The organism is Salinicoccus jeotgali (genome assembly GCF_055379195.1).
The window spans coordinates 435,133-456,792 of sequence record NZ_AP043830.1 but is presented as its reverse complement, the minus strand read 5'-3'; the positions used below and the strand labels follow the sequence as shown (position 1 = coordinate 456,792).

Here is a 21,660-nt window from a genome sequence, read left to right as displayed (position 1 = left end):
TTTGTCATCATAAGTTCTTTTTCAGCTGTGTCTTGATGCTGTCGTATGTGGCATTCCAAAAATCAGCATCCGAAGTAAAGCGTTCTGTAAGCTTGGCGATGAGGCTATGGAAGGCTTCCTCGTATTGTGGATGGCCTTTATCCGGAAGTTGATTTTTCATCTCCGCCACTTCCTGCTCCACCGCTTCTGCCCGCGGCCCCCAATGTGTCACTTCACGGCCATTTTCGTCGATGAAGATGAATATCGGAATCGAGCGTGACTTCCCATTCGTCAAATATTGATCCATCAATTCAAGATTCGAGTCCCTCAGTATCATTTTAACCGGCATATGACTCTTCTCGGCTAAATGAAGCAATATCGGTATGTTCATCATGGCATCCCCACACCAGTCTTCGGTGATGGCGATCACCCGTAGATTTTGGTTCTCCAATTCCAGGAAAAATGACTCGTCATCAGGTATTTCGAAGACATCGTATACCTTCTGCAAATTTTCTTTGTGCTTTTGCATCTCTTCAATATAGGTTTCAGCTGCAATTGCTTGGCTGAACCATTGATCAAGTGCCATGTTTATCCCTCCAATTTTATGATATATCTGCAGTATATCATTTAAAATGCTTTTCCTATTGAAATTGGAAAAATGTTGGACTATGCTTTGCATAATGCAAAAGGAGGCAAATATAAATGGATTCAGAAGTAAAACATATAAGAGGTTTAATATTCGTCCTGATCGGGGCTGCTTTATGGGGACTCGGTGGGACAGCCGCAGACTACATATTCAGGAATACTCCAGTTACGGTAGAGTGGTATGTATCATTCAGATTGATTATAAGCGGCATCATCCTGCTCAGTGCCTACTGGTTGTTTTCCAGGAAGCATCAACCCGTAAGACTCGATCGAAGAACGTTGTTGATGCTGATCATCTTCAGCCTATTCGGGATGACCATGGTGCAGTATTCATTCATGGCGGCAATCGGTTACGGTAACGCTGCTATAGCGACCGTCCTTCAATATACCGGCCCCATCTATATCATAATGTGGCTGATCATCAGAAAGTATGCCAAATGGACAACAGCAGATGCCTTCATCATTATTGGTATGATTACAGGTGTAGTACTGATTGCCACCAATGGAGATTTGACGGCACTCATCGTACCAGGCCCAGCACTATTTTGGGGAGTCGTCTCCAGCATCGCGCTCGCCTACTACACATTGCATGCCCAAGTGCTGCTCTATAGGCTGCACCCCCTGCAACTGGTCGGGGGATCAATGCTCATCGGCGGTATAGCGATGAATTTCATCCATCCCGTATGGGATTTCGATTTCAGTTTTGATTGGACACCTACCCTGGTGATTATCCTCCTGCTCTCCGTCCTTTTAGGCACTACTCTTGCCTTTTTGCTCTATATCAGCAGCTTGAAACACCTTTCTTCAAAGGAAGCGGGAGTCCTCGGCATAGTGGAACCTGTTTCAGCCGTGGTGAGTTCAGTCCTCTGGCTCAACATAAGCATGGGTTGGTATCAAGTAGCTGGGATCATCATCATACTAGGCGTTGCCATCTATATTTCCACAGGAAGGAAAGAGGCTGCATGAGAGCCTGCCACAGCTTGAAGAAAAGCAATCGGACCATCATGGTCCGATTGCTTTTTCTATACCTATGCCAATGAAACGAACGACTCGTCTCGGCAGCTGGTCTGCCATCAGTAGAATATGCCCAACCATATCGCAGTGCTCATGGCGAGCAGAAGTAATATCTTTTCACGTTGCGTGACTTGTTCGACATTTTTTACATCCATGCTTAAAATCAGATAGATGGCATATCCGAGCATCAATAATGCACCAACAGCTCCAATCGGTCGGGCTGATATCATTGTCATGACGATAAGAAAAACCAATACGAGATAAATCAAGGCCGGAAGTCCCGCCCGATAAAGGCCGTAGCGTTCGACCGACCAGACGACCGACGTCCGCTTCTTTGGAACAGAATTCCGGTCGGCGTTCAAATCAGGGATATGGTGCACCATCACCCATGCCATGCACCAAAGAGCATTGATCGTAGCATTCTGCCATGCCCATAATGGAACGGAATCCAACATGATCCATGGCGCCGCAAGACCAAGCAGCAGCATAGATGGGAACAGGCTGAGCCATTCTCCAAGGAACGGCCGATAGGCAAAGATGAACGGTCTGGTTGAATAGGTTACAGCACCCCAGATGCCGATGAGCGTCAAGATGACAAGCTTGAATTGGCCCAGCACCATAAAAAGGAGCCCGGCAGATAGAAGAATGATGATTGCTGAAACCGCCATCCGCCTCAGTGTCCCAAGAGACATTACACCATCCTGGATGACGCGGCTGCCACCGGACAACAAGGCAGGACTGGCCTGATCGGTACCTGATTCGAAGTCCATCAGATCATTCAATACATGCGTCAGCACACCGTGTACGAGGAGTGCACCTGTGACAAGCAGCAGGGATAGACCAAATAGGCCAAGTACTGTGATATCATAGCCCAGCAGAAGCGGCAGTGCAGTAGAGATGATCGTTGCTATGCTTGAGGTCACCACCGCTATTGCCCTGACTACCATTTTAAGCCCTTTGAAACTGAAGTCCCCTTGCTTCATCTGAATCCCCCTTTTATTTTATCGAATCACTGAATCCACGATGCGTGAGTGCTTGCTCTATATGTTTCTTCCATCTCTTCCTTCCATTTACTATGAATCTCATATTTCTACCATCTCTCAGTGTGACCTGTAGACCATTAGTGATCGGTATCAGCTTCAACACTTTAAAATTTATGACTTTTACTTGCTCGATTTCCTCAAGCATTATCTTTGTCTCTTTACGGTCTAGGTTCATTGCCTGAGGAATATGATAAATTGCTTCAGACGTCAGGTGCAGTTTGCCGCTGGTCGGCACATTATTTTTAAATAGATTACCGTTACCGCTCTTTAGTGCTTTCTCCTTCATTTCCCTACCTCCCATTCCTTCATGATATATCTGCTTTCAGCCAGCACGTCTTCTGGGGTTACACTGTAATGAGACAGGCGGATGGCAGCTGATTCACCGGCTGTTGCATGAAGGTGGACGGCTGCTGTCATGGCCTCCAGGGGGCTGGCGCCCTGTCCAAGGAAAGAAGCGATTATACCAGTCAGCACATCACCACTCCCCCCTTTGGCAAGGCTGTCATTACCGTTTTGATTGACCAGCAGGGCATCAGGTGTCGCAATGACGGTACGATGCCCCTTAAGAATCAGATTGACACCATATTTTTGGACAAATTCATGGGCAATGCCCAACCTATCAGCTTCTACTTCTGAAACTTCCTTGCCAAGCAGCATGGCCATCTCTCCAGGATGCGGTGTCAGTATGACCTCACCTGCATATTCGGATACTCTGCCGAGCTGACCTTTTATATGGTAGAGGCCATCGGCATCGATGACGAGAGGCTGTCCTCCGAGTCCCTCCATTAGACGCTGTAGAAATTCTTGGCCACCAGTAAAGCGGCCGAGACCAGGACCGACTGCCAGGACGTCCAGCTCTTCGAACGGGAGATCTTCCATACCAGTGCTGATGAAATGGCCGTCTTCACTAGGTAGTGTGCGGAGCAACGCATTCTTGTTCTGACTGGCTACAGCCGTATATATATCCTCAGGCACAAGCAACGTTACAAGCCCGGCGCCCGTCATGAAAGCACTCTCGGCACTGTGCAAAGGGGCCCCGATATAGGGCTTTGACCCGCCTGCAACAAGCACATGGCCAAACGTCCCCTTATGTCCGAACTGATGACGTGTCGGCAGTGCCTTTTGCGCGCGTGCCAGGGTTACGACTTCAGGCAGATTGGATTTGACGGTTTCTGCAATGGAAGAAGGGATGGAAATATCTTTCACATGCCATCTGCCTATACTGGATGGCCCCTGTTGCAGAAAGAAGCCGCGTTTTGGAAAAGCGAACGTATATGTAATATTTGCCTGTATGGCAACATCTGTTGCCTCGCCCGTATCGCATGACAGGCCGGATGGAATATCCACCGCAATAATTTCTCCATCCACTTTACCATTCACCGCTTCAATGACATGTTTGAACGGCTCGCGCACCGGGCCTTCTCCACCTATACCAAGTATCGCATCGATGACGACTTCAGCTTTCTCTAGGTCCTCCTCTAAACGCTCCCCCCCATCTTCCAAGTGATGTAGAGGCAGTTTTCTCGCTAAATAAACCTTATATTGTAGATGGGCGTCCCCCTTAAGCTTTTCGGGTTTCGCAAGAAGCCATACCATCGGCTCATATCCCGCATCAAACAGACGCCTCGCGATGACGAACCCATCGCCGCCATTGTTGCCTCCACCAAGCAGTATCACGATGGACGTGCCTTGATCAGGATAGATCGACTTTATTTCTTCAGCTACATGATTCCCGGCAAGTTCCATCAACACCTTAGCCGGTAACCCTATATTTTCAATGACGTAGCGCTCGGTTTCCTCCATTTCCTTTCTGCCTACTATCTTCATCAAACCCCTCCTCTATCTTATATGTCATTATACACCTCTATAGTAAAAATAAAAATTTACATATAATCTGAACTCATTTAAGTTTTCCAATAGTAGTATTTCAGCTATCATTACATTTTCATTACAATTCTATATGATTTCTCAGAATACATTGAAATCTCCAATCACTATGTTAACGTAAGAAAGGATAAACAACTAAACAAAGGAGAATTACACCTTTATGAGAAAAGGCATCAGATCTTTGTCATTTGCGATTGCGACACTTTTTACAATCACTGCATTTTTACTTAGCGCCCCATCAACAGCATCTGCTGAACAGTGGCAGGAAACAAGACAACCTCAAGGCTTGCATCCAGTAGTTGCAGAGCACGCAGAGCTATTGAGGCAGCACGCTGCTGCACGCAGCATCAACATACGCTTTACAGACGGTTTCCGGTCATTTGAAGAGCAGGACAGACTCTACGCGCAGGGACGTACTACAGCAGGCTACATAGTGACTAATGCCCAGGCCGGGGAATCCTACCACAATTATGGCTTGGCGGTCGATTTCGCGCTGGAAGTCGGTCATGATGTCATCTGGGATTTAGAATATGACGGCAATGGCAACGGCTACCCGGATTGGTTCGAGGTCGCACAGATTGCTAAAAACCTCGGGTTCACCTGGGGCGGGGACTGGGAATCTTTCAAGGATTATCCACACCTCCAAATGGACTTTGGATATTCCATCCATAATCTGATTAATGGCAACCATTATTTATTCTAATGGTACTGAAGAAAGCATGTAGCCATGCTTTCTTTTTTTGTACCGGATTTGGTAATATGGAGAGCGTATGTCCATCCTTCCAAAGATAGTTGCTGTTATAATGGTATGGAAGGTCATCAATATATTATTTGCGAGGGAACTTGTTTGGAAGATAAAACATTAATAAGAGATCGGAGCTATACATACCAGCTCGTCTCCTTTTTTTCTGATCTGAAATATCTGCTTAAAGGTAAGGTGCTTTTGGCTAATGTGCTCCCTGTTTTTACTGCATATTGGCTCGCGCTATACTTCAACGGAGAACGTTTTATAGATCATCTGGGCATATTTTTTCTGATGATGATCGGCAGCACGCTCGTCATTTCGGGAGCGTTGATGCTCAACAATTGGTATGAGGCAGATTTAGACCGCTTAATGACCCGGACACAGAACAGGCCAACTGTGACAGGGGCTTTTAGATTAAAGGCAGTCCTATGGTCGGGTATCATTTCTACTCTACTCGGTTTGGCCATCATGTCTGCTACAACAGCCGAAGCTTTCATCTATTCATTTGCCGGCTGGTTCTTTTATGTTGTGCTGTATACATTCTGGTCGAAACGCAGATATACGATGAACACGATTGTCGGAAGCATCTCTGGTGCCTTTACCCCCTTGATCGGCTGGGCTGTAATTGCGCCTGCCTACCATATTGTACCGCTGGCATTGTTCTATCTATTGCTCATCTGGCAGATCCCACACACTTATGCCATCGCCATAAGAAGATTAGCTGATTACTCACGCGCTGGCGTACCAATGCTGCCGGTAGTGCGGGGAGTAGACGCCACCATCAGACAGATTATGGTATATGTCATCATGCTCCTGCCCTTCCCCATTATGCTCATCGATTCTATGGGCTGGCTTTTCTCTGTAACAACAGCAATACTGACTTTCTATTGGATCTTCATCGCTTCTCGGGGGCATGCCTCAGAAGATAAAAAGATATGGGCCAAGATGAATCTCCGCTACTCCATCTTCTATCTAGTCCTGATATTACTCATGATGATCATCCTCACTTCTCCGTTGGTGCAAACTTTCATCTAAAAATTTATACCAACAAAAAAAAGCCTTATCACATTGATCTGAACCCTACCAAGTTGACAGATGAAATAATATAAATGTTTCCCGCCTGAGAATGGAGATTCTCAGGCGTTTTTCTATGCCGCCAATGCCCTGAATTCCAGCGGACTCAATCCCTTGAATTTGTGTTGCGGTCTGTGGTGGTTGTAAAACTCAATATAGCGTGTAATGTCTTCTATAATTGTTTGATAATCCGCATAGTACTTCTGCTTGCGTCTGATGTGGAACCGTTCCGATTTGATTTTTCCCCAGAATGCTTCAATCGGGCCATTATCGATGCATCTTCCGACGCGGGACATGCTTTGTTGAATCTGCTGGGCATCCAGAATCTTTTTAAAGCCGTAGGAGGTGTACTGGAAGCCACGGTCACTGTGCACAAGCGGCGTTGCCTGCGGGTGCTTTTGAATCGCAGAAGTGAATGTATCAAAAACAAGCTGATTATTGTTTGAACGGCCGAATTTGTAGGCCACAATACTGTTGTCGTACAGATCGATGATCGCGCTCAAGTAGGCTTTCTCTCCGTTCAGCGCTTTGAATTCAGTCACATCGGTGAGCCATTTCTCATTCACATGGGCTGCGTGGAAATCTCTGTTCAATACGTTCTCAGCGACCTGTTGCGGTGTGTGGGGGACGTATTGTTTCTTTTTGATCCGGGTCACCGATTTCAAGCCCATCCGTGTCATCAGCCGATAGATGCGTTTCCTGTTATACCCCGTCCTCAAGGCTTTGTTGACCGCATGGCACATCTGACGATAGCCATAGATGCCGTCCGTTTCAACATAGATTTCGGCAATCGCACTGGCCACTGTGTCATTCTCTGCTTCAGCGTGTGGCACGGGGCGTTTCTGATATTGATAATACGCTTGTCTTGAGATGCCTGCCGTATGGCATAATTCAGAGATGGCATAGCCTTCATTATGCAACGTAGTGATGGCAGTGTGGAGCGTGTGACTGGGAACCCGGCTGTATTTTAATCCCTCTCGAGTTCCTCCAACTTTTTTAGCAGGGCGTTCTCCACCTCAAGCTTTCGTTTATCTGCTTTGAGCATGGAAATTTCTCTGTTCAAGCGGTCCGTCTCAGTGAGCTGGTCTTCTGATTTTCCTTTTCCGCGTCTGTCCTCAAGGCCGATTTCACCATATTCCTTGTATTTCACAATGATATTCCGGGCCTGCTGGTAACTCACCTCAAATCTTTCGGCAAGTTCACGATAACTGATATCCCCCTGTGCATGATACTGCGCAATCTCAACCCGTTCTGCGTACGTTGTTTTCCGTCCCTTGGTCAATGGTGAAGCTCCCTCCCGCGTCGTTCTTATTTCTTCACCATTATTGTAACGTATAATCCAATTCCGAACAGTTGTTTTCGACGGTATGTCATATTTGTGTGCGAGTTCGTGAGTGGAGATCATTCCATTCATATATTCTTTTGCGACCATTTTTTTAAAGCCGCGGGTATATGTTCTATGCCTGTCCCGTTTCTTTAATCCCTCAGCACCATGCTTCTCATACTTTATCCGCCACTTTCTAAGTGTCTCAACAGACACCTGATGCTTTGTGGATATATGGCTTGGACTGATGCCTACCCTCAATTCCTGAATCATTTTCAGCTTTTCTTCAAATGAATAATATTTGTCAGTCATAAAAGAACCCCCTCCAGGTTTACAGATGTTTTATTTCATCTGTAAACCTGGAGGGGGTCAAATCACATTGGTGATAAGGCTTTTTTTGTTGTTACTGATATTAACCGATGGAACCTTCCATTTCGAATGAAATCAGGCGGTTCATCTCAACTGCATATTCCATAGGCAGTTCTTTCGTGAATGGTTCGATGAAGCCCATGACAATCATCTCTGTCGCTTCCTCTTCTCCAATTCCGCGGCTCATCAAGTAGAAGAGTTGCTCTTCTGAAACTTTGGAAACTTTAGCCTCATGCTCGAGGGAGATGTTATCGTTTAGGATTTCGTTGTAAGGAATTGTGTCTGATGTAGACTCGTTATCCATGATGAGTGTGTCACACTCGATGTTGGAACGTGCACCAGTGGCTTTTCTTCCAAAGTGGACTTGGCCACGGTAGGACACTTTACCACCTTGCTTTGCAATCGATTTGGAAACGATTGTAGATGATGTGTTAGGCGCCAGGTGAATCATTTTAGCTCCGGCATCCTGCAGTTGTCCTTTACCTGCAAGCGCGATTGAGAGCGTCATTCCGCGTGCACCTTCGCCTTTTAGGAAGACTGAAGGATACTTCATTGTAATCTTAGACCCAATGTTGCCATCTACCCATTCCATCGTACCATTGGCATCGACGAATGTACGTTTCGTAACAAGGTTATACACGTTGTTAGCCCAGTTCTGGATTGTGGTATAACGGCAGTAGGCATCTTTTTTGACGATGATTTCAACAACAGCCGAGTGCAGGGAATTCGTCGTATAGACAGGCGCTGTACAACCTTCTACATAGTGAACGCTTGATCCTTCATCACAGATGATCAGGGTACGTTCAAACTGTCCCATATTTTCAGAGTTGATCCTGAAGTATGCCTGGAGTGGCGTATCGAGTTTAACGCCTGGTGGACAATAGATGAATGAACCACCTGACCATACTGCAGAGTTGAGCGCCGAGAATTTGTTGTCTGTCGGTGGGATGACTGTTGCCCAGTATTCCCTAAAGAGGTCTTCGTTTTCACGGAGTGCGGAATCTGTATCTTTAAAGATTACACCTTTATCTTCCAGATCCTGCTCCATGTTGTGGTAGACCACTTCTGATTCATACTGTGCGGAAACACCCGCAAGGTATTTCTGTTCTGCTTCTGGGATACCCAATTTATCGAAAGTACGTTTGATTTCTTCTGGAACTTCGTCCCATGAACGCTCTGACTGTTCAGAAGGTTTCACGTAGTACGTGATTTCATCAAAGTTCAATTCTGAAAGATCTCCGCCCCATGTCGGCATTGGCATTCTATAGAAATGTTCCAATGATTTGAGACGGAAGTCCAGCATCCATTGCGGTTCTTCTTTCATGTTCGAAATCTCTCTTACTATTTCTTCTGTCAAACCGCGGTCCGAACGGAAAATGGAGACATCTTCATCATGGAAACCGTATTTGTAATCTTCCATTTCTAGTTCTTGTTTAGCCATTCAACTCACTCCTTCTCATAGTTTGCTGTCAGAGGATTTGACGCCTTTTTCAAGGGCCTTCCAAGATAGTGTGGCACATTTGATACGTGCCGGGAATTGGGTGACTCCGGACAGCGCTTCGATATCACCCATATCTTCAGTGATATCATAGTCTTCACCCAACATCATCTTGCTGAATTCATCCCCCATGGCAAGTGCTTCATTGATATTTTTACCGGTGATCGATTCAGTCATCATGGAGGCACTGGCCATTGAAATGGAACAGCCCTCGCCATCAAACTTGACATCCTCGACTATTTCATCGACGACGTTCAACGTAAGACGAATGCGGTCTCCGCATGTTGGGTTGTTCATATCTATCGTCATTGTACCGTTCTCAATGACCCCTTTATTGCGTGGGTTCTTATAGTGGTCCATTATGACTGACCGGTATAGTTGATTCAGGTTATTAAAATTCATAAGAGAAAAACTCCTTCGTACGCTTAAGGCTTTCGATCAAGCTGTCAATCTCTTCTTTCGTGTTGTATATATAGAAACTCGTGCGTGCTGTAGATGATACGCCCAGCCATTTCATAAGTGGCTGCGCGCAATGATGGCCCGCTCTGACTGCAATCCCTTCTGAATCAAGGGCGGTCGCAAGATCATGTGGATGCACATCGGTCAAGTTGAATGTAATCAACCCGGCACGGGAATCCGGACCATAGATTTCTATGCCCTCCAATGACTTCATCCGCGAAAGGGCGTAGTCCGCAAGTTCTTTTTCGTGAGCCAGAATCGTTTCCGGACCGATTTCCCTTATATAGTCGATAGCAGCGGCCAAACCAATTGCTTCAGCAATCATCGGCGTACCAGCTTCGAACTTCACAGGTAAATCTGTCCAAGTGGATGTTCTGAGATCGACGAAATCGATCATATCGCCACCATATTCTATGGGCGGCATTTCGTCAAGGAGTTCACTTTTGCCGTAAAGGACGCCGATACCGGTTGGGCCAAGCATCTTATGCCCGCTGAACGCATAGAAATCAACATCCAGATCCTGTACATCAACCGTCATATGAGGCACTGCCTGCGCACCATCGACTACAATATAGGCACCGTTATTATGGGCCGTTTCAGCGATGCTTTTGATATCGTTGATCGTCCCCAACACATTGGACACATGCGTGACTGCGACAATCTTCGTCTTATCGCCGATAGTGGCTTCGACACTGTCTTTGGTCAATGTGCCGTCCGCTGCCATCGGGATGAAGTTCAGTTCAGCCCCAGTCCGCTTGGCGAGCTCCTGCCATGGGACAATATTAGCGTGGTGTTCCATTTCAGTCACTACAATTTCATCACCCGGTTCAATGATCATATCACCGAAGCTCCGTGCTACAAGATTGATTGCTGCAGTGGTGCCTCTAGTAAAGATAATCTCTTCGAACCGTTTGGCATTGATGAAGGATTTCACTTTCATCCTGGCCTGTTCATAACCTTCAGTTGCATGAGTCCCAAGTGTATGGACACCCCGATGAACATTCGAGTTATATGACTGGTAATATTCGGTCATCGCATCGATGACAACCGACGGTGTCTGACTCGTCGCTGATGTATCCAGGTAGATGAGGTCTTTGCCGTTGACCTGCTGATCAAGGATTGGGAAATCCTTTCTGATATCATTCACGTTCATTCGGGAAAACCCCTTTAAAGCTTATTTTGAAAGTACTTTCAGTTCAATAACATCCCTGAGTTGGTTCTTGACGGATTCTATCGGCAGAGCGCGTACGACTGGATCCAGGAAACCGTGGATAACGAGCCTTTCAGCTTCTCTTCTGGATATGCCACGGCTCATGAGATAGAACATCTGAAGCGGGTCTACACGCCCGACAGATGCCGCATGGCCTGCAGTAACATCATCTTCATCTATCAGGAGAATCGGGTTCGCGTCACCCCTTGCGCGTTCACTCAGCATAAGCACCCTTGATTCCTGCTGTGCATCGCTGCGTGTTGCGCCGTGTTTAATGTACCCTATACCATTGAAGATGCTAGTTGCACTATCTTTCATTACACCATGCTTCAATATATGGCCTTCTGAATCTTTGCCGTAATGGATGATCTGCGAAGTGAAGTTGAGCACCTGTTCTCCGCGGCCAACAACAACAGTCTTCAAATCTGATTTTGAGTTGTCGCCCATCAGATATGTTGTGTTGTCTATGATTGCACTGGAGTCATTCATCTGGCCCAATGCCCAATCTATAAGTGCATCCCTACCGACTATACCACGTCGGTTGTTGTAGCCTGTAAATCCTTCAGTCAGGAAATCGACTGCACCATATGTGACTTTCGCATTATCTTTTGCAATGACTTCAGAAATGATATTGAACTGTTCTTTAGAGTGTTCGACTGTAGACAAATAGTTTTCCACATAAGTCAATTCGGAACCTTCGTCAGCTACAATCAATACATGGTTGAAGAACGATGCTTCTTCATCATCATGAAGGACTACCATCTGTACAGGGTCTTTCACCTGCACATTTTTGGGGATGTATACAAACAATCCGCCATTCAGCATTGCTGCATGGTAAGCTGCGAGTTTATGCTCATCTATCTTAACGCCTTCAGTCATGAAGTATTTTTCAACCAATTCCCTGTGGTTCTCGCTCGCTTCAATTATATTTTCTATAATCACGCCCTGGTCGAGGAGTTCATCAGAAACCTGAAGGAAGGCAGGCGTATTATTGTGCTGAACATAGATGTTTTTAGTATGCTCCTGGTCAAGAAGATTTTTGACCGCTTCAGGCAATTCTTCAAGCGAACTGTAGACATCGCTGTCCACTACGGGCTTGGAGTTCGTGAAGAAGTCCCATCTATTGATTTTGGTCTTATCCGGTTTTGGCATTTCAAGCGCTTCAATTTTATCGAGTGCTTCTTTCTTCTTGCTGATCAGCAGTTCAGACTCACCGCGTTCCTTTGCACGTGAAAGAACTTCATCAGCATTGATAACATATTCATTCAAATCAGTAGCCATGGTCATCCTCCTGTCTTATTCTGCGTCTGCAGCAATTGTTTCATCTTCGATGCCGAGTTCTTCCTTAATCCAGTCGTAACCCTCTTCTTCTAGGCGTTTAGACAACTCTGCGCCGCCTGACTTGACGACACGGCCCTGCATCATTACGTGGACATGGTCGGGCTCGATATAGTTCAACAGACGTTGGTAGTGGGTGATGATCAGCGCACCGAAGTTCTCTCCGCGCATTTCATTGATTCCTTTGGATACAACTTTCAACGCATCGATATCAAGGCCAGAGTCGATTTCATCCAGTATGCCGAATTTCGGTTGGAGCATCATAAGCTGGAGGATTTCGTTGCGTTTTTTCTCACCACCGGAGAAACCTTCGTTAAGGTAGCGTGTGGACATATCCAGATCCATCTCTAGGTGGTTCATGTTCTTGTCCAATTTTTTGATGAACTGCATCAAATTAATCTCATCGCCCTCTTCACGCTGTGCATTGATAGCAGAACGCAGGAAATCAGAGTTGGTTACACCGGAAATCTCTGATGGATATTGCATGCCGAGGAACAGGCCTGCTTGGGCACGTTCGTCCACTTCCATCTCAAGTACGTTTTCACCATCGAGAAGCACCTCGCCTTGAGTCACTTCATACCTTGGGTGACCCATGATCGCCTGGGCAAGCGTGGATTTACCTGTACCGTTTGGCCCCATTACAGCGTGGATTTCACCTTGCTTCAATACGAGATCCACACCTTTGAGAATTTCCTTACCTTCGATTTCAACATGCAGGTCCTTGATTTCTAGAACAGATGCCATTTATATTACCCTCCAACAGATTATTTTATAATTTATTTCTCCTTACTAGTTTATAATAATTCCAATTAATAGTCAAAGACTAGCAAGGGTTTTCCAACACTCCTACATTATAACGTAAACTCCCCCGACTTTAAACCTTTGCACCCTCCCAAACATGTATATGGACAAAAATAGACCCCACGACCGATGCGGGTCGTGGGGGATAAGCAGAATGACTTCTATTTTATGATGTCCAAGGTGAATGGCGGCTTGTAGATTTCCCCTTCATTTGCTTTAATGGCTCCGATTACGATGAATACGTAGAATGCGATGGTCAAAATAGGTCCTAGGATCAGACCAATCAGTATGAATGACGTCAACCAGGCTACAAACATATAGATCGTGTATGAAAGACCGAAGTTGGCCACCACCCTCAATGCCTCTCCCGTCGCCTTATCCTCATCCTTCTTCAACACCCATAGGATGATTGGGCCGATTACTGCAGTAAAAGCCGCAACTAGAAATGAAACCATGACGATGGATTTGTCGAACACTCCCTTTTCTTCGCTGTTCATTTTTACCCCTCCTGTAGACCGTATTTTATTCAGTATACTTTTACCCTTATTCTTAATATATGTAACATCATATGCTTTATACATGTTTCTGCTTCAAAAAAAGTGCTCCATTGAAAATGAGCGGGGCATTTTCTCAATTAAAGAAGCGACAGCCTATGCTGTCGCTACTGTGGCTACTCTGCCGGGATGACTGCTCCTTCATAGTTGTCTTCGATAAATTGTTTGATTTCCTCCCCTTGCAGCACTTCAATCAATTTCTTTATATCATCGCGTCCTGCATCTCCTGAACGTACTGCCACCAAATTCGCATATGGAGAATCGCCCTCTTCAATGGCGATTGAATCATCCACTGGATTCAAGCCTCCGTCAAGCGCAAAATTGGAATTGATGATTACTGCAGGCGCTTCATTATTATTGTACATTTCAACCAACAGTTCTGGTGCTGTCTGATTGTTGAATTCGAAATTCTTTTCATTTTTGGTGATGTCATCAAATGTTGCATCTTCAATATCGATGCCTTCTTCGATTTCGATCAGTCCTGTGTCTACAAAGAATGACAGGAAACGCCCCTCTTCAGCCGGGTTGTTGGAAACGAGGATGGTTGCGCCCTCTGGCAAGTCTTCTAGGGCATCATAGTCTTTCGAATAGACGGCCATAGGTTCTATATGAATGTTCCCTGCACTTTCTAGATCATAATCATGGGAGTCCTTTTCCGTTTTAAGATACGGTGTGTGCTGAAAGTAGTTTGCATCGACTTCCTCATCCGCTAAAAGACGGTTTGGGGTAGTGTAGTCATTGACGATTGAAATATCAAGTTCGATCCCTTCTGATTCAAGCAGACTGGCTGCCTTTTCAAGGATTTCGGCGTGTGGGGCGGGAGAAGCAGCTATCGAGAGTTTTCCGCCAGCCTCTTCAGTTTCTTCTTTTTCACTTGTTTCAGCATTCTCTGCACTTTCCTCGCTGTCATCTGAAACGGCATCTTTGGAACCACCGCATGCTGTCAGGAGAACTGCAAATGCCAGCAGGCTAAAAAACAATAGATATTTTTTCATGATTAATTCCTACTTTCCAAATGTATTTATAATGATGGCTATCTTTTATCCACAGTTTTGGCGGTGAAATCCCCAATGAACTGGATGATAAAAACGATCGCCAATATTATTATCGTTGCGACCAGAGTGACATCACTCTGGCTTCTAGTGAAACCGACCATGTAGGCAAGGTTGCCCAGCCCGCCGGCTCCGATGACTCCTGCAATGGCAGTGGAACCGACCAGCATGATCGCTGTGACTGTGATTCCTGATATCAAAGCCGGCAGAGATTCCGGCAGGAGCACTTTCCTGATGATTGTCCAAGTGCTTGCCCCCATGGACTCCGCTGCTTCAATTACACCTTTGTCAATCTCTTTCAGCGCTATTTCCACAAGCCTTGCATAGAAGGGGGACGCTCCAATGATCAACGCCGGCAGGGCACCTTGGGAGCCCATGATGGTACCCATCAACACTTTAGTGAATGGTATCAGCAATATGATTAATATTATGAACGGTATAGCCCTGAACAAATTGACGAGGAAAGCCGTTACGCCATAAATTGGTGCACTTGCTGCATGCTCTTTCTTGGATGACAAGAATAGGATGATGCCTAGGATCAGGCCGAAGACAAAGGTGAACGCGGTTGAAACTATCGTCATATAGAGAGTTTCCTGTGTAGCCGTCCACACATTCCCCCATCTGACATTCTCAAAAGAAATCATTTCCTGGAATGCTGTCACAAAATCCGTCATTGTTGCTCCACCTCCACTGTTACATCGTGCTCAGCAAGCTCCTCACCAAGAAATCCCAACTTCTCTTCATCTACTTCTATGGCAACGTAGAGGTGACCGTAGGATTCGTTATTGGTCCGTTTGATGTTGCCAGATAATATATTCAAGTCCAAGTTGTATTTTTTGATGACTTGGGAAACGATAGGCGCCTTGGACTGGGACCCGACAAATCCAAGCTTCAAAATCTTGGAAGCTGGGAACATCTCTTTTACCTCTTCAAAAGACAGTGCTGATTCTTCGTCATTGATATCGTCTTTAACAAATCGTTTCGTCACGCTATGTTCAGGGTTCTGGAATAATTTTATAATCGGGCCTGTTTCAACTACCTTACCGTTTTCCATGACAGCACCTCTATCACAGATTTTACGGATCACATGCATTTCATGGGTAATCAGAACAATAGTCAAGTCCATTTCATCCCGAATTCTGACCAGCAGCTCAAGCACCTCATCTGTCGTTTCCGGATCGAGCGCGCTTGTCGCCTCATCACACAGCAGCACTTCCGGACGGTTAGATAATGCACGGGCAATCCCCACCCGTTGCTTCTGGCCCCCAGACAACTGGCTCGGATGATTGTCTTCACGTCCTGTCAGTCCGACCAAAGCAATCAGTTCGGCGACTCTCTTCTCACGCTCCTTTTTTGGCACACCGGCAATTTCAAGCGGAAAACTGATGTTCTCGGCGACCGTCCTCGACCAGAGAAGATTGAAATGCTGAAAAATCATAGAAACTTTCTGACGTTTTCTCCGAAGTGCAGGGCGTGTCATCGAGGTGAGGGCATCTCCACTGATCACCACATCGCCTGAAGTTGGCTGCTCCAGGCCGTTGAGCAGCCGGATCAGTGTGGACTTCCCAGCCCCAGAGTAGCCTATCACCCCAAATATCTCGCCCTGACGGACATGCAGATCTACCCCATCCACTGCTTTTATATCTGCGGCTTTAGTCTTAAATGTCTTGGTCGCTTTTTTTATGTCTATCATCATGCTCCACTCCTGCCTATAAAAATAAGAAAGCCTACTCAAAAAATGAGTAGGCTTCTGGTATGATCCGCAGCCTCTCATCTTCGATCCTAAGATCTAGTGAATTAGCACCTTGTCATAATGACGGTTGCCGTGGCTTCATAGGGCACTTCCCTCCACCACTCTTGATAAGAGTCTTGTTATTCGATTGTTAACCATAATAGCACCAGTCGGTCTAGACGTCAACAAAAAATTCTTCTAATTTTTCAGTTAAATGGGGGACGGATTGAAATGCATAGATTTCTTCCTTCAACTCCCCATTTTTAAAAAGGAGAAGTGCTGGTGCAGAGCGGATCTGATATCTTTCAATCAATTCTTTTTCATAATTCAGATCCACTGCTGTATAGGAAAAACTTTTCATCTCCGCTACTACGTCCAGCATCTTTTCAGCAATCCTGCAATTGGCGCAAATTGGCGCGTAGCAGTAAAGGATGAAAGTGTCTTCAGCTTGAATATGACTGATTATATCGATTTTTTCGGAGGATTTCTTCATTTTCGAACTTACCTTTCATGAGCAGTCTTTCATCGACGTAAAATCCATGATGGGCGAGCAGCATCGCCAGATAATCGAGCGGACACCGGCTCACTTCACCATAATTCGAATCTATATAAACGTGCGTGCCCTCGCTAATATGCCTTTTGAACCACTGCCTGATCTTTCTTCCTTCGTTGTCTGAATCGGTCAGTATATAGACATCAGAGCCATTCGATTCTTCCAGAATGTCATCCAATTTGGAGATTCCCATGGTACCATGCGTACATATTATATGTACAGGTTCCACAAGTACTTCCTTGATGCGGTGCTTATCTGTTTTTCCCTCTACAATGAGTATTTTATCAGAAACATGCACAGCCATCACCTCTGGTTCATGATAGGTTTTAAAAAAACTCTGGACATTGTCCAGAGTTCAAGTGTTCTATGCGTCCACCATTTCATCATAAGCATCCGCATCCATCAGCTTATCGACCTGTGAATCGTCGGAAAGTTCGACAACAAGCATCCAGGCCTCTTCATAAGGAGATTCATTGACGAGTTCAGGGCTATCTTCCAGCTCTTCATTTATTTTTACTACTGTACCACTTACCGGTGCATATAATTCAGATACAGTCTTAACTGATTCTACGCTACCGAATGATTCCCCAACTGTAATATCGTCACCCTCAGCAGGAAGCTCGACGAATACGATGTCCCCGAGTTCTGATTGTGCAAACTCAGTGATGCCGAGTGTTACTTTGCCCTCTTCCACCTTGACCCATTCGTGGTCTTCTGAATACTTGAATTCTTTTGGTGATGCCACAATAAAAACCTCCTTTTTCTTATACATATATATATTCTCACATACTTTGCCATTTAAGCAAGGTTAATCATCCATGTCAAAAGTTCTCCTATACTCTGCCTCTTTAAAACCAAGCAGGATGGTTTCTTCACGATAGAGTAATGGTCGTTTTATGAGCAGCCCGTCCGCCTCCAGCAAGCTAAGCTTCTCATCGTCGGATAAAGTATCAAGGCGCGTCTTAAGATTCAACTCCTTGAATTTTTTCCCACGTGAATTAAAGAATTCGTTCAAACTTTTACCGGATTTCTCAGCCATCTCCGATATTTTTTCTCCAGATGGTGGATTTTTCACGAGATTGATGTCCTCAAAAGGGATATCATTCTCTTTCAAGAAGTTTTTGGCCTTACGGCAAGTCGTACATTTTGGATATCCATACAATATAGTCATCAATTTCCTCCAATAGTTCAATTATAAGATATTTCATTCAAATTTTCCATGGATGTTGGGGTCTGGCATAATTTCATATTATAAAAAAAGATGGTAGACTGAAACATATCGATATATAAAGGAGTATGATTATGAAGCCGATTACTGCATACGATGATTACAGCCAAAAAATTCAAGGTGATGATAAGATCATCATCAAGTTTTTCGCGGACTGGTGTCCGGACTGCACGCGTATGAATATGTTCATCGACCCTATCTTGGAAGAATACAATCACATTGATTGGTATGAGCTGAATCGGGATGATGTGCCTGAAGCTGCAGATGAAAATGATGTCATGGGGATTCCGAGCCTGCTCGTTTTTCAAAATGGCAAGAAGCTCGCCCACCTGCATTCTGCAGATGCCAAGTCGCCTGAATCCGTCCAGGAATTCCTGAAATCAAATATATAATCAAGTAAAGTGCCCTTCCGAGGCACTTTTTTTATTTACCTTCCTCAAACAACCTAAGGTTTTCCTTCAGATCCTCTGCATGAATCTGGCCAGGTGCAGCTTTGTGAAGTATGTAACCGTAGGTCAGGCATGAACCGAAAACTCCGCCGGCCACCCTAGTAATCTTTCCGAGTTCCCCCATGGCGATGCCGACCACCCTGCAATCAAACTGTTGACGGGCATCATGGACTGCACTCAATATGCTGAGGACGTCACGTCCCCCGCCCGGTTGGTAGGCCAGTTTTAAAATGTCTCCTCCGCTTTCGAGCATATCCCGATATGTTGCCATCATTTCGTCAAAGTGGGGAGTGTCCTGAAAGTCATGCTGACTGAGGATGATGCCTATCCCCTTGGATTTTGCACGTGCGACGAGGTTATCGATGATGTCTTCGTACATGAAAAATTCAATATCCACCATATCGATGTTGCAGCGTTCCATCACATCAGCAAGCAGTGATTCATATTCAGCTGCCGTCTTTTGTCCTTTCCCACCTTCTTTCAATGTCCTATAAGTATAAATGATCGGATACCCAGCCATATGACTCGTGATATATTCAACCATCCCTACATGGTCTTCACGGCTCAACGCATCAAATGCATCGCTTCTGATTTCAAGGATATCGAATGCACTGGTATTTCTCCTCGCCGCTTCCATTTCTTCATCAATCATTTTCTTTGAATTACCCGAGAAGGATACAACCACCTTCGGCATTCCTGCTCCGATATCTACACCTTTAATATTCATAGTAATCCCCCACGTATCTTCATTTACTTTATACATTAAATAAAATGGATAAAAATTTCAATTGTATATCCATTTTATTTTTTATTTGTTTGCATCCACACCATAATGGGCACAGTCATAATGAGGTGATATCATGTTGAAAACAAAAAGAGTCTATGATGACCCTTCATCCCAGGACGGAAAACGTATCCTCGTCGATGGGGTATGGCCAAGGGGCATCAAAAAGGAAGATCTCGGCCATGATGAATGGTACAAATCACTCGCTCCTTCAAATGATCTCAGAAAATGGTTCAATCACGATCCGGACAAATGGGAAACGTTCAAGAAAGACTATTTCAAAGAGCTCAAAGAGAACAAAGAGCTCCTCGAAACACTCCAGAAAGAAAGCGATGGCCATAATGTCACACTGCTATACAGTGCAAAAGACACCCAGTACAATCAGGCTGAAGCCATTAAGGAATACGTGGAAAATATGCGATAGGCCCTTTACTGAAGGGTCTATCCTTTTTTATTCAGATTACCAGTAACATATGATGAAATGAACTCCCGATCATCATGCGCCACCATCCCGCCCCGGTAGTTCTGGGGCTCGTTGATGCCTGTCAATAGAATCAGGGTATCTTCATCTGCGTGTTCAATCGCCTGTACAATACCTTCCTGCCTCGAGAATGCAGTGATTATGTTCATATTATTATAACTCTCCGGCAAATGCTTTCTCATCATCTGGACAATCATTTCCTCATCTTCGTAGCCGACTTGTTCTGCTGCCAGGATAAGGTACGGGATATCCTCAGGCAGCATTTCCATGGTCATTTTGATCTTATCCTGTCCCCTTAATCCGATGCCCGTCACCATGACCATCAGATTCTTACCTTTTGCCCGGGCGTATTTTAACGCATTTAATATCGCCTCATTGATGGCAACGGGTGTATGGGCAAAATCCAGTACAAAGTCATAAGATCCTTCCGAAAACAGCTCAAACCGGTGAACCGGTGCCTGGATACCTCTTGAAGCTTCTGTAACAGCAGCGGCAGAAAAACCTGTTTCCACAAGTCCGAAGACTGCAGTAGCTAAATTGATGTAATTATGCTCCCCGATGAATCCCGGTGATACCATATAGCTCGATCCACCGATGCTTAGATTGACGTGATCGAGCTCTGTCTGATAATGATAATAGGTTCCTGGACTCTTGGAAAAGTGTCTTCCTTGACCAGTCAATGCAGCGTACTCCGGTACATCGGCATTTGCAATGACACGTGTACTCCGCTCAGCCAATTTCAACTTCGCTGACAAATATGCCTCTACAGTTCCGTGATACTCGATATGCTCCGGACTGAAATTATTGAATATGGCCATATCATTCCAGATAAAATCAGTACGCTGCTGATCCAGGGCGATTGACGTCGCCTCATAGACAATGTAGTCATAGTCACGGTCGGCAAAATGCTTGATGATCTCAGCAAATTCCAGATGCATTGGTGTAGTTGGAGTAGTATGTCGAAACGGCACTTTCTGATAGGAATCGTCAAATATTCCAAGGGTGCCTACAGTTGCCGTTCTACACCCGAGGTTGGACAGCAGCCTGCCGATGAAATGACTGACCGTCGTCTTGCCGTTCGTACCAGTGACTGCTATATATTTGAGTTTTTTTATAGACTCACCATAAAAAAATTCTGCCATCTTATTCGCGGCTTTCATGAAATCCTCGACATATACTACAGGCACATCCCTGTCGTCAAAACGGCCGACCTCAAAATCTGTGATGATGAAAGCAGGGGTATTGGCTGAAGCAGCATCAAAATAATACGCTGAGGTTGCAGAGTTTTTGAGCATGAACACATGACCCGGTTCAATATCCTGGTACATTGATGTGATCCCTGACACCGACTTCTCCATACTATCCTGCATATTTATACTTTTTAACAATTGTTCTCCTAAAGCATCCACTATTTCATTTATCTTCATCTAAGACCCCTTTG

The 21,660-nt window shown here is 45.2% G+C and carries 26 protein-coding genes and 1 riboswitch; of the genes, 5 read left to right on the top strand and 21 right to left on the bottom strand.

Features of this window, described 5'->3' with window-relative positions; all coding sequences use genetic code 11:
• Positions 1–7: 7 nt before the first annotated feature.
• Entirely contained in the window at positions 8–565 is a 558-nt protein-coding gene (locus tag ACZ43I_RS02325) for a thioredoxin family protein (RefSeq protein WP_344703408.1), read from the bottom strand.
• A 116-nt stretch (positions 566–681) separates the two neighbouring features.
• Between ACZ43I_RS02325 and ACZ43I_RS02320 the strand changes: the two genes are divergently transcribed.
• Positions 682–1,590, top strand: coding sequence for a DMT family transporter (locus tag ACZ43I_RS02320; RefSeq protein ID WP_344703410.1), 909 nt, complete (start codon positions 682–684; stop codon positions 1,588–1,590).
• 107 nt (positions 1,591–1,697) lie between these two features.
• On the opposite strand, the gene ACZ43I_RS02315 is transcribed toward ACZ43I_RS02320, so the two are convergent.
• The 3 genes from ACZ43I_RS02315 to ACZ43I_RS02305 are packed head-to-tail and all read right to left on the bottom strand — an operon-like array spanning position 1,698 to position 4,508.
• Complete coding sequence (locus ACZ43I_RS02315; protein ID WP_344703412.1) at positions 1,698–2,621, bottom strand: prenyltransferase; 924 nt, start codon at positions 2,619–2,621, stop codon at positions 1,698–1,700.
• Between the two features lie 13 nt (positions 2,622–2,634).
• Positions 2,635–2,967: a hypothetical protein gene (locus tag ACZ43I_RS02310; RefSeq protein WP_344703414.1), complete on the bottom strand. Its 333-nt coding sequence runs from the start codon at positions 2,965–2,967 to the stop codon at positions 2,635–2,637.
• On the bottom strand, positions 2,964–4,508 hold the full coding sequence (locus ACZ43I_RS02305) for an NAD(P)H-hydrate dehydratase (protein WP_344703416.1): 1,545 nt from the start codon (positions 4,506–4,508) through the stop codon (positions 2,964–2,966). Before ACZ43I_RS02305 ends, ACZ43I_RS02310 begins: the two co-directional genes overlap by 4 nt.
• Before the next feature lie 220 nt (positions 4,509–4,728).
• Here ACZ43I_RS02305 and ACZ43I_RS02300 point away from each other — a divergent pair, with 220 nt between their 5' ends.
• Both ACZ43I_RS02300 and cyoE read left to right on the top strand, forming a co-directional pair.
• Positions 4,729–5,271, top strand: a complete 543-nt coding sequence (locus ACZ43I_RS02300; RefSeq protein WP_344703418.1) for a M15 family metallopeptidase — start codon at positions 4,729–4,731, stop codon at positions 5,269–5,271.
• A 144-nt stretch (positions 5,272–5,415) separates the two neighbouring features.
• Positions 5,416–6,348: a heme o synthase gene (gene cyoE / locus ACZ43I_RS02295; RefSeq protein WP_344703420.1), complete on the top strand. Its 933-nt coding sequence runs from the start codon at positions 5,416–5,418 to the stop codon at positions 6,346–6,348.
• Positions 6,349–6,461: 113 nt separating this feature from the next.
• On the opposite strand, the gene ACZ43I_RS02290 is transcribed toward cyoE, so the two are convergent.
• From ACZ43I_RS02290 to ACZ43I_RS02220, 15 genes are all read right to left on the bottom strand, one after another.
• Complete coding sequence (locus tag ACZ43I_RS02290; RefSeq protein ID WP_464761327.1) at positions 6,462–7,307, bottom strand: IS3 family transposase; 846 nt, start codon at positions 7,305–7,307, stop codon at positions 6,462–6,464.
• A 47-nt stretch (positions 7,308–7,354) separates the two neighbouring features.
• The gene (locus ACZ43I_RS02285; RefSeq protein WP_344703107.1) at positions 7,355–8,023 is read right to left on the bottom strand and encodes a transposase; all 669 of its coding nucleotides are present in this window, start codon (positions 8,021–8,023) and stop codon (positions 7,355–7,357) included.
• A 100-nt stretch (positions 8,024–8,123) separates the two neighbouring features.
• Positions 8,124–9,521, bottom strand: a complete 1,398-nt coding sequence (gene sufB / locus ACZ43I_RS02280; RefSeq protein WP_344704417.1) for a Fe-S cluster assembly protein SufB — start codon at positions 9,519–9,521, stop codon at positions 8,124–8,126.
• 15 nt (positions 9,522–9,536) lie between these two features.
• On the bottom strand, positions 9,537–9,980 hold the full coding sequence (gene sufU / locus ACZ43I_RS02275) for a Fe-S cluster assembly sulfur transfer protein SufU (protein WP_344704419.1): 444 nt from the start codon (positions 9,978–9,980) through the stop codon (positions 9,537–9,539).
• A complete protein-coding gene (locus tag ACZ43I_RS02270) occupies positions 9,970–11,190 on the bottom strand; it encodes a cysteine desulfurase (protein ID WP_344704421.1) in 1,221 nt (406 codons plus the stop codon). Before ACZ43I_RS02270 ends, sufU begins: the two co-directional genes overlap by 11 nt.
• 21 nt (positions 11,191–11,211) lie before the next feature.
• Entirely contained in the window at positions 11,212–12,528 is a 1,317-nt protein-coding gene (gene sufD / locus ACZ43I_RS02265) for a Fe-S cluster assembly protein SufD (RefSeq protein WP_425568425.1), read from the bottom strand.
• Between the two features lie 15 nt (positions 12,529–12,543).
• Positions 12,544–13,329 carry a Fe-S cluster assembly ATPase SufC gene (gene sufC / locus ACZ43I_RS02260; RefSeq protein WP_344704425.1) on the bottom strand — a complete coding sequence of 262 codons (786 nt, stop codon included), beginning with the start codon at positions 13,327–13,329 and terminating at the stop codon, positions 12,544–12,546.
• A gap of 218 nt (positions 13,330–13,547) precedes the next feature.
• Entirely contained in the window at positions 13,548–13,883 is a 336-nt protein-coding gene (locus ACZ43I_RS02255) for a DUF4870 domain-containing protein (RefSeq protein ID WP_344704427.1), read from the bottom strand.
• A gap of 173 nt (positions 13,884–14,056) precedes the next feature.
• On the bottom strand, positions 14,057–14,935 hold the full coding sequence (locus ACZ43I_RS02250) for a MetQ/NlpA family ABC transporter substrate-binding protein (protein WP_344704429.1): 879 nt from the start codon (positions 14,933–14,935) through the stop codon (positions 14,057–14,059).
• 38 nt (positions 14,936–14,973) lie between these two features.
• Positions 14,974–15,666 carry a methionine ABC transporter permease gene (locus ACZ43I_RS02245; RefSeq protein ID WP_344704431.1) on the bottom strand — a complete coding sequence of 231 codons (693 nt, stop codon included), beginning with the start codon at positions 15,664–15,666 and terminating at the stop codon, positions 14,974–14,976.
• Positions 15,663–16,685, bottom strand: coding sequence for a methionine ABC transporter ATP-binding protein (locus ACZ43I_RS02240; protein WP_344704653.1), 1,023 nt, complete (start codon positions 16,683–16,685; stop codon positions 15,663–15,665). Before ACZ43I_RS02240 ends, ACZ43I_RS02245 begins: the two co-directional genes overlap by 4 nt.
• A 74-nt stretch (positions 16,686–16,759) precedes the next feature.
• Positions 16,760–16,859, bottom strand: a riboswitch (SAM riboswitch).
• Between the two features lie 40 nt (positions 16,860–16,899).
• Positions 16,900–17,217 carry a thioredoxin family protein gene (locus tag ACZ43I_RS02235; protein WP_344704433.1) on the bottom strand — a complete coding sequence of 106 codons (318 nt, stop codon included), beginning with the start codon at positions 17,215–17,217 and terminating at the stop codon, positions 16,900–16,902.
• Positions 17,168–17,581, bottom strand: a complete 414-nt coding sequence (locus ACZ43I_RS02230) for a toprim domain-containing protein (protein ID WP_425568427.1) — start codon at positions 17,579–17,581, stop codon at positions 17,168–17,170. The genes ACZ43I_RS02235 and ACZ43I_RS02230 overlap by 50 nt, the downstream gene beginning before the upstream one ends.
• 60 nt (positions 17,582–17,641) lie before the next feature.
• Positions 17,642–18,049: a glycine cleavage system protein GcvH gene (gcvH, locus tag ACZ43I_RS02225; protein WP_425568428.1), complete on the bottom strand. Its 408-nt coding sequence runs from the start codon at positions 18,047–18,049 to the stop codon at positions 17,642–17,644.
• A 36-nt stretch (positions 18,050–18,085) separates the two neighbouring features.
• Entirely contained in the window at positions 18,086–18,448 is a 363-nt protein-coding gene (locus ACZ43I_RS02220; RefSeq protein ID WP_344704438.1) for a Spx/MgsR family RNA polymerase-binding regulatory protein, read from the bottom strand.
• A 131-nt stretch (positions 18,449–18,579) separates the two neighbouring features.
• Here ACZ43I_RS02220 and ACZ43I_RS02215 point away from each other — a divergent pair, with 131 nt between their 5' ends.
• Positions 18,580–18,897, top strand: coding sequence for a thioredoxin family protein (locus ACZ43I_RS02215; protein WP_344704440.1), 318 nt, complete (start codon positions 18,580–18,582; stop codon positions 18,895–18,897).
• Positions 18,898–18,928: 31 nt separating this feature from the next.
• Here the strand turns inward: ACZ43I_RS02215 and aroD are convergent, their stop codons facing one another.
• A complete protein-coding gene (gene aroD, locus ACZ43I_RS02210) occupies positions 18,929–19,681 on the bottom strand; it encodes a type I 3-dehydroquinate dehydratase (RefSeq protein WP_344704442.1) in 753 nt (250 codons plus the stop codon).
• A 133-nt stretch (positions 19,682–19,814) separates the two neighbouring features.
• On the opposite strand from aroD, the gene ACZ43I_RS02205 reads away from it, so the two are divergent.
• Positions 19,815–20,162 carry a DUF488 domain-containing protein gene (locus ACZ43I_RS02205; protein WP_344704444.1) on the top strand — a complete coding sequence of 116 codons (348 nt, stop codon included), beginning with the start codon at positions 19,815–19,817 and terminating at the stop codon, positions 20,160–20,162.
• A gap of 17 nt (positions 20,163–20,179) precedes the next feature.
• Here the strand turns inward: ACZ43I_RS02205 and ACZ43I_RS02200 are convergent, their stop codons facing one another.
• A complete protein-coding gene (locus tag ACZ43I_RS02200) occupies positions 20,180–21,646 on the bottom strand; it encodes a Mur ligase family protein (RefSeq protein WP_344704446.1) in 1,467 nt (488 codons plus the stop codon).
• Positions 21,647–21,660 lie beyond the last annotated feature (14 nt).

What these genes read in the sequence shown, in the direction of transcription:
- ACZ43I_RS02325 (WP_344703408.1), bottom strand. Translation starts at nt 565, where the DNA reads ATGGCACTTGATCAATGGTTCAGCCAAGCAATTGCAGCTGAAACCTAT.
- ACZ43I_RS02320 (WP_344703410.1), top strand. Translation starts at nt 682, where the DNA reads ATGGATTCAGAAGTAAAACATATAAGAGGTTTAATATTCGTCCTGATC.
- ACZ43I_RS02315 (WP_344703412.1), bottom strand. Translation starts at nt 2,621, where the DNA reads ATGAAGCAAGGGGACTTCAGTTTCAAAGGGCTTAAAATGGTAGTCAGG.
- ACZ43I_RS02310 (WP_344703414.1), bottom strand. Translation starts at nt 2,967, where the DNA reads ATGAAGGAGAAAGCACTAAAGAGCGGTAACGGTAATCTATTTAAAAAT.
- ACZ43I_RS02305 (WP_344703416.1), bottom strand. Translation starts at nt 4,508, where the DNA reads ATGAAGATAGTAGGCAGAAAGGAAATGGAGGAAACCGAGCGCTACGTC.
- ACZ43I_RS02300 (WP_344703418.1), top strand. Translation starts at nt 4,729, where the DNA reads ATGAGAAAAGGCATCAGATCTTTGTCATTTGCGATTGCGACACTTTTT.
- ACZ43I_RS02285 (WP_344703107.1), bottom strand. Translation starts at nt 8,023, where the DNA reads ATGACTGACAAATATTATTCATTTGAAGAAAAGCTGAAAATGATTCAG.
- sufB (WP_344704417.1), bottom strand. Translation starts at nt 9,521, where the DNA reads ATGGCTAAACAAGAACTAGAAATGGAAGATTACAAATACGGTTTCCAT.
- sufU (WP_344704419.1), bottom strand. Translation starts at nt 9,980, where the DNA reads ATGAATTTTAATAACCTGAATCAACTATACCGGTCAGTCATAATGGAC.
- ACZ43I_RS02270 (WP_344704421.1), bottom strand. Translation starts at nt 11,190, where the DNA reads ATGAACGTGAATGATATCAGAAAGGATTTCCCAATCCTTGATCAGCAG.
- sufD (WP_425568425.1), bottom strand. Translation starts at nt 12,528, where the DNA reads ATGGCTACTGATTTGAATGAATATGTTATCAATGCTGATGAAGTTCTT.
- sufC (WP_344704425.1), bottom strand. Translation starts at nt 13,329, where the DNA reads ATGGCATCTGTTCTAGAAATCAAGGACCTGCATGTTGAAATCGAAGGT.
- ACZ43I_RS02255 (WP_344704427.1), bottom strand. Translation starts at nt 13,883, where the DNA reads ATGAACAGCGAAGAAAAGGGAGTGTTCGACAAATCCATCGTCATGGTT.
- ACZ43I_RS02250 (WP_344704429.1), bottom strand. Translation starts at nt 14,935, where the DNA reads ATGAAAAAATATCTATTGTTTTTTAGCCTGCTGGCATTTGCAGTTCTC.
- ACZ43I_RS02245 (WP_344704431.1), bottom strand. Translation starts at nt 15,666, where the DNA reads ATGACGGATTTTGTGACAGCATTCCAGGAAATGATTTCTTTTGAGAAT.
- ACZ43I_RS02240 (WP_344704653.1), bottom strand. Translation starts at nt 16,685, where the DNA reads ATGATAGACATAAAAAAAGCGACCAAGACATTTAAGACTAAAGCCGCA.
- ACZ43I_RS02235 (WP_344704433.1), bottom strand. Translation starts at nt 17,217, where the DNA reads ATGAAGAAATCCTCCGAAAAAATCGATATAATCAGTCATATTCAAGCT.
- ACZ43I_RS02230 (WP_425568427.1), bottom strand. Translation starts at nt 17,581, where the DNA reads ATGGCTGTGCATGTTTCTGATAAAATACTCATTGTAGAGGGAAAAACA.
- gcvH (WP_425568428.1), bottom strand. Translation starts at nt 18,049, where the DNA reads ATGTATAAGAAAAAGGAGGTTTTTATTGTGGCATCACCAAAAGAATTC.
- ACZ43I_RS02220 (WP_344704438.1), bottom strand. Translation starts at nt 18,448, where the DNA reads ATGACTATATTGTATGGATATCCAAAATGTACGACTTGCCGTAAGGCC.
- ACZ43I_RS02215 (WP_344704440.1), top strand. Translation starts at nt 18,580, where the DNA reads ATGAAGCCGATTACTGCATACGATGATTACAGCCAAAAAATTCAAGGT.
- aroD (WP_344704442.1), bottom strand. Translation starts at nt 19,681, where the DNA reads ATGAATATTAAAGGTGTAGATATCGGAGCAGGAATGCCGAAGGTGGTT.
- ACZ43I_RS02205 (WP_344704444.1), top strand. Translation starts at nt 19,815, where the DNA reads ATGTTGAAAACAAAAAGAGTCTATGATGACCCTTCATCCCAGGACGGA.
- ACZ43I_RS02200 (WP_344704446.1), bottom strand. Translation starts at nt 21,646, where the DNA reads ATGAAGATAAATGAAATAGTGGATGCTTTAGGAGAACAATTGTTAAAA.